Source organism: Streptosporangium sp. G12, from assembly GCF_052983175.1.
Map to the genome: position 1 here is coordinate 133,075 of NZ_JBRIQO010000012.1, position 13,299 is coordinate 146,373.

At 71.3% G+C, this 13,299-nt stretch carries 15 protein-coding genes and 1 riboswitch; of the genes, 10 read left to right on the forward strand and 5 right to left on the reverse strand.

All coding sequences use genetic code 11. The annotated features are described in order from the left end of the window. Positions 1–19: 19 nt before the first annotated feature. From ACVCAG_RS19665 to ACVCAG_RS19680, 4 genes are all read left to right on the forward strand, one after another. The gene (locus ACVCAG_RS19665; RefSeq protein WP_440084756.1) at positions 20–595 is read left to right on the forward strand and encodes a TetR family transcriptional regulator; all 576 of its coding nucleotides are present in this window, start codon (positions 20–22) and stop codon (positions 593–595) included. After that, the gene (locus tag ACVCAG_RS19670) at positions 592–2,160 is read left to right on the forward strand and encodes an FAD-dependent oxidoreductase (protein WP_440084757.1); all 1,569 of its coding nucleotides are present in this window, start codon (positions 592–594) and stop codon (positions 2,158–2,160) included. The genes ACVCAG_RS19665 and ACVCAG_RS19670 overlap by 4 nt, the downstream gene beginning before the upstream one ends. A 252-nt stretch (positions 2,161–2,412) precedes the next feature. Beyond that, positions 2,413–3,360 (forward strand): sucrase ferredoxin, encoded by a 948-nt coding sequence (locus ACVCAG_RS19675; protein WP_440084758.1) that lies wholly within the window; start codon positions 2,413–2,415, stop codon positions 3,358–3,360. 104 nt (positions 3,361–3,464) lie between these two features. After that, complete coding sequence (locus tag ACVCAG_RS19680) at positions 3,465–3,779, forward strand: WhiB family transcriptional regulator (RefSeq protein WP_012893126.1); 315 nt, start codon at positions 3,465–3,467, stop codon at positions 3,777–3,779. Positions 3,780–3,910: 131 nt separating this feature from the next. Here the strand turns inward: ACVCAG_RS19680 and rsgA are convergent, their stop codons facing one another. The 5 genes from rsgA to ACVCAG_RS19705 form a co-directional block, all read right to left on the reverse strand. Continuing rightward, positions 3,911–5,029: a ribosome small subunit-dependent GTPase A gene (gene rsgA / locus ACVCAG_RS19685; RefSeq protein ID WP_440084759.1), complete on the reverse strand. Its 1,119-nt coding sequence runs from the start codon at positions 5,027–5,029 to the stop codon at positions 3,911–3,913. 497 nt (positions 5,030–5,526) lie between these two features. Beyond that, a complete protein-coding gene (gene glyA / locus ACVCAG_RS19690; RefSeq protein ID WP_362681052.1) occupies positions 5,527–6,783 on the reverse strand; it encodes a serine hydroxymethyltransferase in 1,257 nt (418 codons plus the stop codon). A gap of 32 nt (positions 6,784–6,815) precedes the next feature. Continuing rightward, positions 6,816–6,899, reverse strand: a riboswitch (ZMP/ZTP riboswitch). Beyond that, positions 6,893–7,921, reverse strand: coding sequence for a YihY/virulence factor BrkB family protein (locus ACVCAG_RS19695; protein ID WP_362681055.1), 1,029 nt, complete (start codon positions 7,919–7,921; stop codon positions 6,893–6,895). (Overlaps the previous riboswitch by 7 nt.) Before the next feature lie 93 nt (positions 7,922–8,014). Then, positions 8,015–8,149 (reverse strand): hypothetical protein, encoded by a 135-nt coding sequence (locus ACVCAG_RS19700; RefSeq protein ID WP_440084760.1) that lies wholly within the window; start codon positions 8,147–8,149, stop codon positions 8,015–8,017. Continuing rightward, entirely contained in the window at positions 8,146–8,931 is a 786-nt protein-coding gene (locus tag ACVCAG_RS19705; protein ID WP_440084761.1) for a TIGR03084 family metal-binding protein, read from the reverse strand. Before ACVCAG_RS19705 ends, ACVCAG_RS19700 begins: the two co-directional genes overlap by 4 nt. A 92-nt stretch (positions 8,932–9,023) precedes the next feature. On the opposite strand from ACVCAG_RS19705, the gene ACVCAG_RS19710 reads away from it, so the two are divergent. The 6 genes from ACVCAG_RS19710 to ACVCAG_RS19735 all read left to right on the forward strand — a co-directional run bounded on the left by ACVCAG_RS19710 (position 9,024) and on the right by ACVCAG_RS19735 (position 13,270). After that, a complete protein-coding gene (locus ACVCAG_RS19710) occupies positions 9,024–9,149 on the forward strand; it encodes a hypothetical protein (RefSeq protein ID WP_440064229.1) in 126 nt (41 codons plus the stop codon). 538 nt (positions 9,150–9,687) lie between these two features. Continuing rightward, the gene (locus ACVCAG_RS19715; RefSeq protein ID WP_440084762.1) at positions 9,688–11,370 is read left to right on the forward strand and encodes a nitrite/sulfite reductase; all 1,683 of its coding nucleotides are present in this window, start codon (positions 9,688–9,690) and stop codon (positions 11,368–11,370) included. Positions 11,371–11,449: 79 nt separating this feature from the next. Beyond that, the gene (locus ACVCAG_RS19720) at positions 11,450–11,593 is read left to right on the forward strand and encodes a hypothetical protein (RefSeq protein WP_012893136.1); all 144 of its coding nucleotides are present in this window, start codon (positions 11,450–11,452) and stop codon (positions 11,591–11,593) included. Beyond that, positions 11,590–11,787, forward strand: coding sequence for a hypothetical protein (locus ACVCAG_RS19725; RefSeq protein ID WP_440084763.1), 198 nt, complete (start codon positions 11,590–11,592; stop codon positions 11,785–11,787). The genes ACVCAG_RS19720 and ACVCAG_RS19725 overlap by 4 nt, the downstream gene beginning before the upstream one ends. Next, positions 11,784–12,512, forward strand: coding sequence for a phosphoadenylyl-sulfate reductase (locus tag ACVCAG_RS19730; protein ID WP_344746662.1), 729 nt, complete (start codon positions 11,784–11,786; stop codon positions 12,510–12,512). The genes ACVCAG_RS19725 and ACVCAG_RS19730 overlap by 4 nt, the downstream gene beginning before the upstream one ends. Next, positions 12,509–13,270, forward strand: a complete 762-nt coding sequence (locus ACVCAG_RS19735) for a CbiX/SirB N-terminal domain-containing protein (RefSeq protein ID WP_440084764.1) — start codon at positions 12,509–12,511, stop codon at positions 13,268–13,270. The genes ACVCAG_RS19730 and ACVCAG_RS19735 overlap by 4 nt, the downstream gene beginning before the upstream one ends. The last annotated feature ends 29 nt before the right edge of the window (positions 13,271–13,299 follow it).

Consider the following 13,299-nt stretch of genomic DNA (forward strand, 5'->3'; position numbering starts at 1 on the left):
CACCCTTACACTGTGACATATGACGTCTATTCGTCACAATGCAGACGCAGAGCGCACCGACCGGGTTCTGGACGCCGCCCGGGAGACGGTCCTCGCGGTGGGGGTGCGGCGCACCACGCTCACCGACGTGGCGCGCAGGGCCGGGCTCTCCCGCATGACGATCTACCGCCGCTGGCCCGACGTGCGCACCCTCGTCGCCGACCTGATGACCCGCGAGTGGGTGCGCGTCGCGGACCGGTTCGCGACCGAGGACCCGGTCGCCTCGTCGGTGGCGGTGGTGCGGGCGCTGCGCGGCCACCCGCTCTGGCGGAAGATCGTCGAGGTCGACCCGGAGCTGCTCCTGCCCTACCTGCTCGACCGCAGGGGCGCCAGCCACGAGGCCATGCTCACGCTCGTCGAGGCCGCGATCGTCCGGGGCCAGCGGGAGGGCGCCGTGCGCCCCGGTGACCCGGCGAGACTGTCCAGGGCCGTGCTGCTGACCGCCCAGTCGTTCCTGATCTCGGGCCCGACCATGCTCGGCCCGGTCGGCCTGGACGACCTGGACGACCTGGACGCCGAGCTCACCACGCTCCTGGAAAGGTATCTGCGACCGTGAACTCCTCCCTCAACGCCGCCCGCCGCGAACGCGAGCTGGCCGAGGTGCGCGACCTCGTGGTGGACGTGCTGGTGGTGGGTCTGGGCGCCACCGGCGCCGGGGTCGCGCTCGACGCGGCCTCCCGGGGCCTTTCCGTGGCCGCGATCGACGCCCACGACATGGCCTTCGGGACCTCCCGGTGGAGTTCCAAGATGATCCACGGCGGGCTCCGCTACCTGGCCAAAGGGCAGGTCGGGGTGGCGTACGAGAGCGCGGTGGAGCGCGGCCACCTGCTCGGGCGCACCGCGCCGCACCTGGTCAGGGCCCACCCCTACCTGCTGCCGCTGGTCCCTGAGGTCTCCCGCCGTCACGCGGCACTGGTGATGACCGGGTACCGCGCCGGCGAGGGGTTGCGCATCGCCGCGCGCACGCCGCGTCACCTCCTGCCCGGCCCCTCGCGGATCTCCGCCGCGCAGGCCCTCGCCCTCGCCTCGCCGCTGACCTCGCGAGGACTGCGCGGCGCCCTGCTGTCGTGGGACGGGCGGCTGGCCGACGACGCCCGCCTGGTGGTCACCGTGGCCAGGACGGCCGCCGCCCAGGGGGCGAGGATACTGACGCGCTGCCGGGCGCTGGAGCTGTCCGGCGACGGCGCGCTGGTCCGCGACGAGCTCGGCGGGGACACCTTCACGATCCGGGCCAGGACGGTGGTCAACGCCACCGGCGTCTGGGCCGCCGGGCTGCACCCGGGCATCCGGCTGCGCCCCTCGCGCGGCACCCACCTGGTGCTGCGGCCCGAGACGCTGCCGGGCCTGGCCGCGGGACTGCACGTGCCGATTCCCGGGGAGAGCAATCGCTTCGCCCTGGTTCTCCCCCAGCCCGACGGACGGGTCCACGTCGGCCTCACCGACGAGCCGGTGGACGGCCCCGTCCCGGACGTCCCCCCGGTGCCGGAGGAGGACGTGACCTTCCTGCTGGCCGTCCTGAACTCCGTACTGGAGGAGCCGGTCCGGCGCGAGGACGTCGCCGGGACCTACGCGGGGCTGCGGCCCCTGCTCGCCGCCGACGGCCGCACCGCCGACCTGTCCAGGAGGCACGCGCTGCTGACCACGCCGGACGGGATGGTGACGATCGTGGGCGGCAAGCTGACCACGTACCGGCGGATGGCCGAGGACGCGGTCGACCGGGCCGTGTCGCTGGGCCGGCTCGACGCGGGACGCAGCCGCACGGCGGAACTGCCCCTGGTCGGGGCCGTCCCGGCGGACGGCCCCGAGGGCGCGGGCGGCACGAACGGCGCGGGCGGAACGAAGAGCGGGAAGGGCGCGGACGGCGAGAAGGTCCGGGAGCCGGATCGGCTGCTGGAGCGGTACGGGAGCGAGGCGGGCGCCGTACGGGCCCTGATGGCGCAGGAGCCCTGGCTGGCCGAGTCCGGGCCGACGGGGGTCACCGGGGCCGAGCTCGTCTGGGCGGTCAGGCACGAGGGCGCCCTGGACGTGGACGATCTCCTCGACCGGCGGACCAGGATCGGCCTCGTCCCGCAGGACCGCGCCGCGGCCCTTCCCCTGGCACGCGCCGCGCTGGCCTACTGACGCCCGCGCCCGTCCACCGGCGCCCGGGAGGCCGCCGAGCCCACGGGGATCCCTCCCCGCGGGCTTCCTCCGCGCTCTCCCGCGAACACCCGCCTCCCGCAGGCACACGGCCGCCTCCCGCGGACGCCGGCTGCCTTCTGCGTACTCCCCGCGGCGGGCGCATCGCCTTTACATCCCTGTGATCGTTTTACTCTTCGCCACGTCGATCAGGCTGTTAGGTTAGTCTTACCTAAGTCAGAGCGAGGAGAGAGCGTGAGCGCGGGGAGTGTCGTGAGCAGGGCGGATACGACGGTCAAGGGGTGCGCGCACCCACCGGGCTGTCACACCGGCGAGCTGCCGGTCCACGCCAGCGCGACCGTCGGAGCCCGTTTCTGGCTGCTCATCGAGCACTCCGGCCCCTGGGCCTCCCACCTGGAGGACTGCAGCCTCCCCGAGGATGTCCACATCCTTATCAAACGCGCCACGCGGCTCGGCATCCGGCCCCAGCTGATCCGTCGTCCCGGACGCAGGAACCTCGAGGAAACCGGCATCCACGTCATGGTCGCCGACTCCGGGTCCGCCGAGCCATGGATCGCCGAAGGCGTCATCGCAGATCCGGACGATCTTAACCTTGACAGCGTGGTGGCCGGAGTGGTCCCGGAGTCCTGCATACTTGTGAGTGAGCCGGTTTTTCTGGTCTGCACGCATGCCAAGCGCAACGCGTGCTGCGCCCGCATTGGACTACCCCTAGCTCGGTCCTTGGCAAAAACGTTGCCGGACACAGTATGGGAAACATCACATGTTGGCGGCGATCGATACGCCGCCAACCTCGTGTGCTTGCCACACGGGCTTTACTACGGCAGCATGTCTCAGGCTGCTGCGATCGCGGCAGCCGACGCGTACCGGTCCGGCGAGGTCATCCTCGACCGTTTCCGGGGACGCGCAGGCATCCCTGAGCCACTGCAGGCCGCTGAGCATTTCATCCGCATTCATACGGGTGATCTCTCGGTTGGCGGAGTGGCCGTGGAATCCTCCAGGTTGGACGGCGCCGTCACCGAGGCATTTGTGCGCGGTAGTGGCGCTCGTTTTCGGGTAGTGGTTGAGCCCATGACGCTGACAACGCCATGCGGTACGGCTTGCGCCGATACGATCACTACCTACCGGCTGGTCACGCTGGACAGGCTCACCCCTGTGCGGTACGCCACGTCCGCTCTGACCTGACCTGAGGGAACATCACGGCCAATCCAGGCGTTGGACCCAGGGACGTCACAAGCGTCCAATGCGGCATTAACCAGAAATACCTCTCACTATAAGGTGGTTTTCTCATGTCTCAGGTACGTCGGCAGACCGCCCGGCCTCGGCCCAGCTGGGGCTGGCAGGATGACGCCGCGTGCCGGGGCGAGGACCTCGTGCTCTTCTTCGGCCCCGACGGCGAGCGCCAGCCCGAGCGTGACATCCGTGAGCGTAAGGCCAAGGCGATCTGCGCCCAGTGCCCCGTTCGCGCAGAGTGCCTGGACTACGCGCTTTCCCGTCCGGAGAAGTACGGCACCTGGGGCGGTCTGAACGAGGACGAGCGCGCCTCCGAGCGTCGCCGTCGTATGCGCCGCGCCGCCAGCGCCGGCATCAGTGCCGTCGCCTGAGCAGTACCTCCACCCGGCTTCCCCCGCACGTGTGATCTCGCGCACCCCCTGCGAGATCACACGTTGTCGTGTCGGGCCCCGCTCGTGCGGCCCCTAGGACGGGTGACCGCACGGCGGGTTTTCCCCTCGGCTCAGGGCCGGTTACGGCCCGTCTTCCGCATCTCCTTGTGGATGACCTTCCACTTGTTCTGCAGCTCCTTGCGGAGCCGCGCGTCACTCCTGGACGCCATCCACGCGGCCTCCCTCTGGAGCTTGTTCCAGCTTTCCAGCCGCCGCTCGGGAAGCGTGCCGTCCTCGATCGCGGCGATCACGGCGCAGCCCGGCTCGCTGTCGTGGCGGCAGTCGCCGAACCGGCACCGCTCGGCGAGCTCCTCCAGGTCCGAGAAGACCATGTCCACGCCCTCGCCCATGTCGTACAGGCCGACGCGGCGGATGCCCGGGGTGTCGATGATGAGCCCGCCCCCCGCGAGCGGGATGAGCTCGCGGTGCACGGTGGTGTGACGGCCCCGGCCGTCACCGGCCCTGACCTGCTGGGTCTCCATGACCCCCTCCCCCGCCAGGGCGTTGACGAGCGTCGACTTGCCCGCCCCCGAGGCGCCGAGCACCACCGCGGTGCGCGTGCCCCCCAGGTATCCGCGGACGATGTCGACGCCCTCGCCCGTGACGGAGCAGATCGGGTGCACGTCCACACCCGGCGCCGCCGAGGCGACCTCGTCCATCAGGAAGTCGAGGCCCTCGCCGATCAGGTCGGACTTGGTGACGAGCACCACGGGACGGCCACCGCTCTCCCAGGCGAGCGCGAGCAGCCGCTCGATCCTGCCCAGGTCGGCGGTGTCGGTGGCGTGCAGGGCGGGCTCGGCGACGAACACGACGTCGACGTTGGCGGCGAGCACCTGGCCCTGGGAGTCCCCGGAGAGCCCGCCCCTGGAGACCCTGGCGACGCCGCCGCGCACGAACGCGGTGCGCCGGGGCAGCAGCGCCTCCAGCTCGAAGCGGCCCTCGGCCAGGCGGCGGAGCCCGGCCCAGTCGCCGACGCAGGGCAGGGCCACGGGATCGGCGGCGGCGTCGCGCCGCACCCTGGCGCCGTAGTCGGCCCGGAGATGACCGGAGGCCGTCAGCACCTCGGCGGCACCGCGATCGACGCGGGACACCCGGGCGGGGATCAGGCCCTCGGGAAGCTCGGCGGCGAAGGAGTCGTTCCAGCCGAGCGCGGTGAGAACGGATGAAGAAGAGACGATTGGCGAAGACAACGTAAGCACCCTTGTGGAAGGCCGGGTGCCCTGTCGCGAATCGGCTAGGCGGGCACCCGGAGGTTGACGGACGGCAGGCTCACCAGAACAACCCGCATAGTCCCCACCTCCTGTCGCCTCGTGGCCGCGCGTCTCTCGAACGGCGTCTTCGGGAGAACCTTAGCGCAGTGCCACCCCTGTGGCGCAAACACATTTGGCGCGCCTCCCACGGCCGAGGCCCGGAAATCCCGGGCGCCGCCGGCGCCCGGCGCGCTCCGCCCCGGTGCCGCGCGGCGGGTTCCGTCCCCGGGGTGGACCTTCCGGCCGCCACGGCGCCCGGCGACGCGAGAACGCCCGGCCGGGGAGTCCCCGGCCGGGCGTCTCGTCCTGCTCGTCCCGCTCGTCCCGCTCGTCCTGCTCGTCCCGCTCGACGTGGTCGATCGGCGCGTCACGGCGCCCCGGAGACCTCGCGAACCGCGAAGGTCATCAGAACGGCGGTCCGGACGCCACGGGCACGGTCACAGACCGGGGGCGGGGAAGTGGGAGGTGAGCTCCCTGACCTCGCCGTGGACGCGGGTGATCACGTGCTTGGCCTCTTCCTCGTCCTTGGCCAGCGCGGTGACGACCTGGTCGATCCAGGCACCGATCTGCCGCATCTCCGCGACGCCCATGCCCCGGCTGGTCACGCCCGCGGTGCCGATACGGATGCCCGAGGGGTCGAACGGCTTGCGCGTGTCGAAGGGCACGCTGTTGTAGTTGGTCTCCAGCCCGGCCTTGTCCAGGGCCTGGGCGGCGGGCTTGCCGCCGATGCCCTTGGGGGTGAGGTCGAACAGGATGAGGTGGTTGTCGGTGCCCCCGGAGACCAGGTCGAAGCCCCGGCCCAGAAGCTCCTCGGCCAGCGCCTGCGCGTTCAGGACGACCTGGCGGGCGTAGTCCTTGAAGTCGTCGGTCGACGCCTCCTTGAGCGCCACCGCGATGGCCGCGGTGGTGTGGTTGTGCGGCCCGCCCTGCAGGCCGGGGAAGACGGCCTTGTTGAGGGCGGTGGCGTGCTCGTCGGAGGTGGCCATGAGCATGGCGCCCCGGGGACCGCGCAGGGTCTTGTGGGTGGTGGTGGAGATGACGTCCGCGTGGCCGACAGGCGAGGGGTGGGCGCCGCCGGCCACCAGGCCCGCGATGTGCGCGATGTCGGCGGCGAGCACGGCCCCGACCTCGCGGGCGATCTCGGCGAAGGCCGGGAAGTCGATCGTGCGCGGGACCGCGGTGCCACCGCAGAAGATCAGCTTGGGACGCTCGCGGAGGGCGATCTCGCGTACCTCGTCCATGTCCACGCGGCCGGTGTCCTGCCGCACGCCGTAGCGGACCGGGTTGAACCACTTGCCGGTGGCCGAGACCGACCAGCCGTGGGTCAGGTGACCGCCGAACGGCAGGCCCATGCCCATCACGGTCTCGCCCGGCTTCAGGAAGGCCAGGTAGATGGCGAGGTTGGCGGGCGAGCCCGAGTAGGGCTGCACGTTGGCGTGGTTCACCCCGAACAGGGCCTTGGCCCTGTCGATGGCGAGGGTCTCGACCTGGTCGATGACCTGCTGGCCCTCGTAGTAACGCTTGCCGGCGTAGCCCTCGGAGTACTTGTTGGTCAGGACGGTGCCCGTGGCCTCGAGGACGGCCTTGGAGACGTAGTTCTCCGAGGCGATCAGCTTGACGGTGTCGGACTGCCGCCGCTCCTCGGCCCTGATGAGCTCGGCGATCTGCGGATCCACGCTGGAAAGAGCGCTCATGCGCCTTCACTCCCCTGTCATCGTCGACATCGCGCGAAGACCCAGGCGCTCGGCCTCCTCGCCCTTTCGCTCCCCGGTGGTCTCTCCCACCCTATGCGCCAGTCGCGGTTTAGACGATAGCGGACTGGGCTCCGCGCCCGGCGCGACCTGCGCCCTCGACAGGCCAGAGCCGGTCGACCTCGGCGTTGAGCGTGGCGCCGATGAGCACGGCCAGCGCGGTGATGTAGAGCCACAGCAGCACGGCGATGGGGGCGGCGAGCGAGCCGTAGATGGAGACCGGCGAGAACCAGGCGGCGAGGACCGCGCGTAGCACGGCCGCGCAGACGATCCAGATGACGAGCGCGAGCAACGCCCCGGGCAGCTCGCGCCACCAGCGCGTGCGTACGGGCACGCTCACGTGGTAGAGCAGGGTAAGGAAGATCACCGAACCGATGATCACCACCGGCCAGTAGAGGATGTCGACCAGCACGGTGTAGTCGGCCGGCAGGGCCCCGCGCAGCGCGGCCGGGCCGAGGACGAGCACGGGCATGACCACCAGCCCGATCAGCAGGCCCGCGAGATAGAACCCGAAGGACATCAGGCGGGTGCGGATGATGCCGCGCTCCTCGCCGAGGCCGTAGGCGACCGAGATCAGGTCGACGTAGACGAACAGCGCCCGCGAGCCCGACCAGAGCGCGAGCAGGAAGCCCAGGGAGATCAGCGAGACCTGGTTCTCGGGCTTCAGCACGTCCTGGAGAAGGGGGGTGACGACGGTGTCCACGGCGCTGTCGGTGAACAGCAGGTGGGCCTGCTGGTCGATCCAGACGCTGACGTTCTTGACCGTCTCGGGGCCGAACACCCGGGTCAGCTGGCCGAGCACGCCGATCAGGCCGAGCATGAACGGCGGCAGCGACAGCAGCGCGAAGAAGGCCGCCTCGCCCGCCAGGCCGGTGACGCGATAGGTGATGCCCGCGTTCGTGGTGGCGACGATCAGGGTCCACACGTCGGTGCCGCGGATCCACGCGCGCAACGCCCGCAACCTGGCCCAGACGTCCGTACCGCGGATCCACGCGATCCCGGCGCGCCAGCGAACCCCGGGCCCGCGCGGAGGGCGCCGCTCGGGCCCGGGCCGATGGGCCGGGGCATCAGTGGACGTCATGCCACACAACGGTATTCCTAGCCGCGCTTGATCACGAGTCGGGCGGGCAACGATCCAATCTCACGCACCTGCCCGCGCCGCCTGGGGCGAAACCTACCCGTGGTGGAACGCCCCGGCGTCGCCGGCGTCGACGATGCGCGCGCCCAGCGGCAGCGGGGAGACCGGGATCGGCTTGAGGCCGGCCGGGCCCAGCGGGATGCCGATGATCGGCAGGAAGAGCCGGATCACCCGAGTGGGGCCCGCCCCTTGCCCGGCGGCCCGGCGAAGGCCTGGGCGACCGCGGTCCACGTCCGGGCGGTCTCGCCGCGCACCAGCAGGGACGTGTCGGCGAGGTGGCGGCGCTGGACCACCAGGAGGCAGAAGTCGAGCATGGGCCCGCGGACCACGTCGGCGGCGGCCGGGGGCCCGGCCTCCCACGGCGACCCGTCGGGCATGGTCAGCTCCACCCGCACCGGGCGCGACGGCGGCTCCAGGCCGCGCACCGCGAAGCCGTACGGCATCGCGCGCACCCCGAGCGTCGCCACGTGCCTGAGCCTGGCGGTCGGCACGCGCTCGACACCGAGCGCGTCCGCCACGTCCTGCCCGTGGGCCCAGGTCTCCATCAGGCGCGCCGTGACGAAGGACGCGGCCGACATCTCCGGCCCGTACCAGGGCAGCCTGGCACCGGCGTCCAGCCGGGCGAAGGCCTCCAGGCAGCGGGCCCTCGCCTCGCGGAACCACTCGTGGAGCCGGGCGGCGGTCAGCCCGCGCGAGGCGGCGGCGAGTTCGTCCACCGCGGAGTCCCCGCGGGCGAGGAACGCGGGCAGGGCGGCGCGGAACGCCTCGGGATCGACGGCGGAGAGGGAAGCGGCGTCGTCGAACCAGGCGAGATGGCCGACCTGGTCCCGGACCGCCCAGCCCTCGGCCGGGGTGGGCAGTTCCCACTCGCCGGGGCCGAGGCCTCCGATCATGGTGTCGAACTCGGCCGTCTCGGCGCGCAGATCCGCCAGCAGCTCGTCCATCAGCCCCATGACGCCTCCCTGTCTCGACCCGGACAAGGATAACCGAGTAATATTCTGGAAGGAACAGCGCAGAATGGACCCATGATCTGCGAGGACTGCACGTGATCTGCGAAGACTGCAAGGAGCGGCGGCACGAGAAGTGCCGGGGAGGTTCGTGGTGCGACTGCCAGCACCAGCCCGCTCCCGAGCCCAGGGAGTCGGCGCTGGACTGGCCGCGCCAGGGATGACCCACGACCCGGCCCGCGGAACGTCCGGTCTCCCCGCCGGGCCGGTGTCCCCGCCGGACCGGTCTCCTCACTGGACCGGTGTCCCCTCTGGACCGGTCTCCTCCCCGGGCTGACGTCCGCGCCGGACCGGTTCCCCTGCCGGGCCGGCGCTCAGCGCGGGCCGGCACCCCCGCACTCCGGACGCTCCCGGCCCCCGTGCTCCGGCGCGGGTCCGGATCCCTACGCCCGCGACCGGACGTCCACGTTCCCGTCCAGATAGTGGAACTGACATTGGACATCCACGACGCCCGGGGTATCGTCGTATACATGCCAGCGGACCCGTTGCTCGTCGTGCGACGCCACGTCGACCTCCTGCGTGTCCACAGTGCCATCTGTTGTGACGTCCGTTAACCGTCGCCCCCTGCTGATTTCACCCAGCTCGGCCGCGTAACAGGCGTCCTCTTCTGAGTAATCAACCCCCGCACTCGACGATGAGGCGGGAGGTGCCGCCGGTGCGCGTCCGGAAATCATTCCATCGAGCCACAATAAGGACGCGCACATGACGACCCCAGCCCGGTCGGCGAATCGACATCACAAGCGCCCGCGCGGCGAAGGTCAGTGGGCTCTCGGCTACCGCGAGCCCCTGAACAAGAACGAGGAGAACAAGAAGAACGACGACGGCCTCAACGTCCGTCAACGGATCATCGACGTCTACTCCAAGCGCGGCTTCGACTCCATCGACCCCGCCGACCTGCGCGGCCGGATGCGCTGGTTCGGCCTCTACACCCAGCGCAAGCCCGGGATCGACGGCGGCAAGACCGCGATCCTGGAGCCGGAGGAGCTCGACGACCGCTACTTCATGCTCCGCGTCAGGATCGACGGCGGCCGGCTCAACCTGGCCCAGCTGCGCGTCATCGCCGACATCTCCAACCTCTACGGCCGCGGCACCGCCGACGTCACCGACCGGCAGAACATCCAGCTGCACTGGATCGAGATCGAGGCCGTCCCCGACATCTGGGAGCGCCTGGAGTCGGTGGGCCTGTCCACCACCGAGGCCTGCGGCGACACCCCGCGGGTGATCCTGGGCTGCCCGCTGGCCGGGATCGACACCGACGAGGTCATCGACGGTTCCGCGCTGGTCCAGGAGATCCACGACACCTACATCGGCGACCCGGCCTTCTCCAACCTGCCGCGCAAGTTCAAGTCCGCGGTGAGCGGGTGCCCGGCGCACTGCACCGTGCACGAGATCAACGACGTGGCGTTCGTGGGCGTCGTGAACGAGAGCGGCGAGCGCGGCTTCGACCTGTGGGTGGGCGGCGGCCTGTCCACCAACCCGATGCTGGGCAAGCGGCTCGGCGTCTTCCTCACCCCGGAGCAGGTAGCCCCCGCCTACGGCGGCGTGATCGGCATCTTCCGCGACTACGGCTACCGCCGGCTGCGCCACCGGGCCAGGATCAAGTTCCTGATCAACGACTGGGGTGTCGAGAAGTTCCGCGACATCCTGGAGAAGGAATACCTGGGATACACCCTGCCCGACGGCCCGGCGCCCGAGCCGCCGCGCGGCGGCCGCAGGGACCACGTGGGCGTCTTCCCGCAGAAGGACGGCAACTTCTACGTCGGCTTCGCCCCGAAGGTCGGCCGCCTCGACGGCGACAAGCTGCACCTGATCGCCGACATCGCCGAGCGGCACGGCTCCGACCGGGTGCACACCACGGTCGAGCAGAAGATGGTCATCCTCGACGTGGCGCCCGACAGGGTCGACAGCCTCGTCGCCGAGCTGGAGGCGGGCGACCTGCGGGTCAACCCCTCCACCTTCCGCCGCCAGACCATGGCGTGCACCGGGATCGAGTTCTGCAAGCTGGCCATCGTCGAGACCAAGGTCACCGCGGCCGACCTGATCGACGAGCTGGAGCAGCGGCTGCCCGACTTCAAGAGCCCGCTGACCATCAACGTCAACGGCTGCCCCAACTCCTGCGCCCGCATCCAGGTCGCCGACATCGGTCTCAAGGGCCAGCTCGTCGTCAACGACAAGGGCGAGCAGGTCGAGGGCTTCCAGATCCACCTGGGCGGCTCGCTGGGCGTCAACCCCGGCTTCGGCCGCAAGGTCCGCGGCCTGAAGGCCACCTCCGAGGAGCTTCCCGACTACGTGGAGCGCGTGCTCCGCAACTTCGAGAAGCAGAAGGACGAGGAGGAGACCTTCTCCGACTGGGTGCAGCGCGCCGACGAGACGGACCTGAAGTGAACGGCCGGTACGCCGTCCTCCCGGGAACGGGCCGGACGAACCAGACGAGCCGGACGCGCACCGGGACGAGGAGGAGCGGATGAGCGAGCGAGCCGTTCCCTTCCACTGCCCGTACTGCGGCGAGGAAGACCTGGAGCCCTACGAGGGCGACGGCGGCTGGTACTGCCGGTCGTGCGTGCGCGCCTTCAAATTGAAGTTTCTCGGAATCGGGGTGCGCTCGTGACGCGCGGCGAATCCGGCGCGGCGAACGCGATGACCGCGGTGACCTCTCCGGCCGGCGAGGTCACCGCGGTCCGCACGGCCCGCACGGTGGATCCGGCCGGACCCCGGCCGGATCCCGGCACGACGACGAGCGCAGTGGTCCGCGCGGCACGATCTGCCCGCGCGGCGAACGAGGATTGGGTGAGCGAGCGATGACACTGGTGGACATCGAAGTCGGATTACGTCAGCAGCGGGGGACGCTCGATCTGCAGGAGATCGTCGAGTCCGCGGCGCGGTTCCTCGAGGACGCCTCGGCCCTCGAGATCATCCGCTGGGCGGCGGCGACCTTCGGCGACCGGCTCTGCCTGACCGCCTCGATGAGCGACGCCCTGCTGATCGACCTGGTCAGCCGGGTCAAGCCGGGCGTGGACGTGCTGTTCATCGACACCGGTTACCACTTCGCCGAGACGATCGGCACCCGTGACGCCGTCCAGCAGGTCTACGACGTGAACGTGATCGACGTGAAGCCGTCCCGCACGGTGGCCGAGCAGGAGCGCGACCTGGGTCCGCGCCTGTTCGGGCGCAACCCCGACCTGTGCTGCTACCTGCGCAAGGTCGAGCCGCTCAACCGCGCCCTCGAACCGTACCTCGCCTGGGTCTCCGGCATCCGCCGCGATGAGGCCGTCACCCGCGCCGGCGTCAAGGTCGTCGAGTGGGACGCCAAGCGCCAGATGGTCAAGATCAACCCGATCGCCCGGTGGACGCAGGAGGACGTCGACAACTACATGGCCGACAACGGGGTGCTGATCAACCCGCTGCACTACGACAACTACCCCTCGATCGGCTGCGCCCCCTGCACCCGCCAGGTCGCCCCGGGAGAGGACCCGCGCAGCGGTCGCTGGGCGGGCATGGGCAAGACCGAGTGCGGGCTGCACGTATGACGTGGCGTGCCCCCGGCGCCGCTGTCGGGACACCGCTGGTCGCGGTGGCGCACGGGTCCCGTGACCCGCGCGCCGCGGCGACGGTGGAGGACCTGCTCGACCTGGTACGGGGTGCGCGGCCCGAGCTTCTCGTACGCACCGCCTACCTCGACCACGCCTCCCCGACGCTTCCCATGGCGCTGTCGGGGCTGGCCGAGGCTGCGGTGCTGCCGCTGCTGCTCACAGAGGCCTACCACAGCCGGGTCGACATCCCCGGCGCGCTGGCCGAGGCGACGGCCCGCAGGCCCCTGCTGCGCGTGCACGCGGGCGCCACGCTGGGCCCGCACCCGCTGCTGGTCACCGCGCTGGAGCGGCGCCTGGCCGAGGCGGGCGTGGAGCCGGGCGAGCCCGGCACCGCCGTGGTGCTGGTCTCGGCCGGTTCCAGCGACCGGCGGGCCAACGCGACGGTCGCCGGGATCGCCGGGGACTGGGCGAGGGCGCGCGGCTGGCGGTCGGTGACCGCCGCCTACGCCTCGGCCGCCGGCCCCACCCCCGAGGAGGCCGTGCTGCGCCTGCGACGCTCGGGAGCCTCGCGGATCGTGGTCGCCCCCTACCTGCTCGCCCCCGGCCACTTCGCCGACAAGATCCGCCGCGAGACCCTGGCCGCGGGCGCCGACGCCGTCGCCGACGTGCTGGGCGCCGCCCCCGAGGTCGCCGCGGTGCTGCTCGAACGCTACGAGCGGGCCACGCGCCGGCATCCTGTGCTCGCCACGGCCTGAACGCCGGCGGGGGCGGAGCCGCGCGGATC

Bases quoted from the DNA above. Each gene is read 5' to 3' on its own strand.
- ACVCAG_RS19735 (WP_440084764.1), top strand. From the start codon at position 12,509: ATGACGTGGCGTGCCCCCGGCGCCGCTGTCGGGACACCGCTGGTCGCG.
- ACVCAG_RS19705 (WP_440084761.1), bottom strand. From the start codon at position 8,931: ATGGGGCTGATGGACGAGCTGCTGGCGGATCTGCGCGCCGAGACGGCC.
- ACVCAG_RS19720 (WP_012893136.1), top strand. From the start codon at position 11,450: ATGAGCGAGCGAGCCGTTCCCTTCCACTGCCCGTACTGCGGCGAGGAA.
- ACVCAG_RS19730 (WP_344746662.1), top strand. From the start codon at position 11,784: ATGACACTGGTGGACATCGAAGTCGGATTACGTCAGCAGCGGGGGACG.
- ACVCAG_RS19695 (WP_362681055.1), bottom strand. From the start codon at position 7,921: ATGACGTCCACTGATGCCCCGGCCCATCGGCCCGGGCCCGAGCGGCGC.
- ACVCAG_RS19715 (WP_440084762.1), top strand. From the start codon at position 9,688: ATGACGACCCCAGCCCGGTCGGCGAATCGACATCACAAGCGCCCGCGC.
- ACVCAG_RS19680 (WP_012893126.1), top strand. From the start codon at position 3,465: ATGTCTCAGGTACGTCGGCAGACCGCCCGGCCTCGGCCCAGCTGGGGC.
- ACVCAG_RS19665 (WP_440084756.1), top strand. From the start codon at position 20: ATGACGTCTATTCGTCACAATGCAGACGCAGAGCGCACCGACCGGGTT.
- glyA (WP_362681052.1), bottom strand. From the start codon at position 6,783: ATGAGCGCTCTTTCCAGCGTGGATCCGCAGATCGCCGAGCTCATCAGG.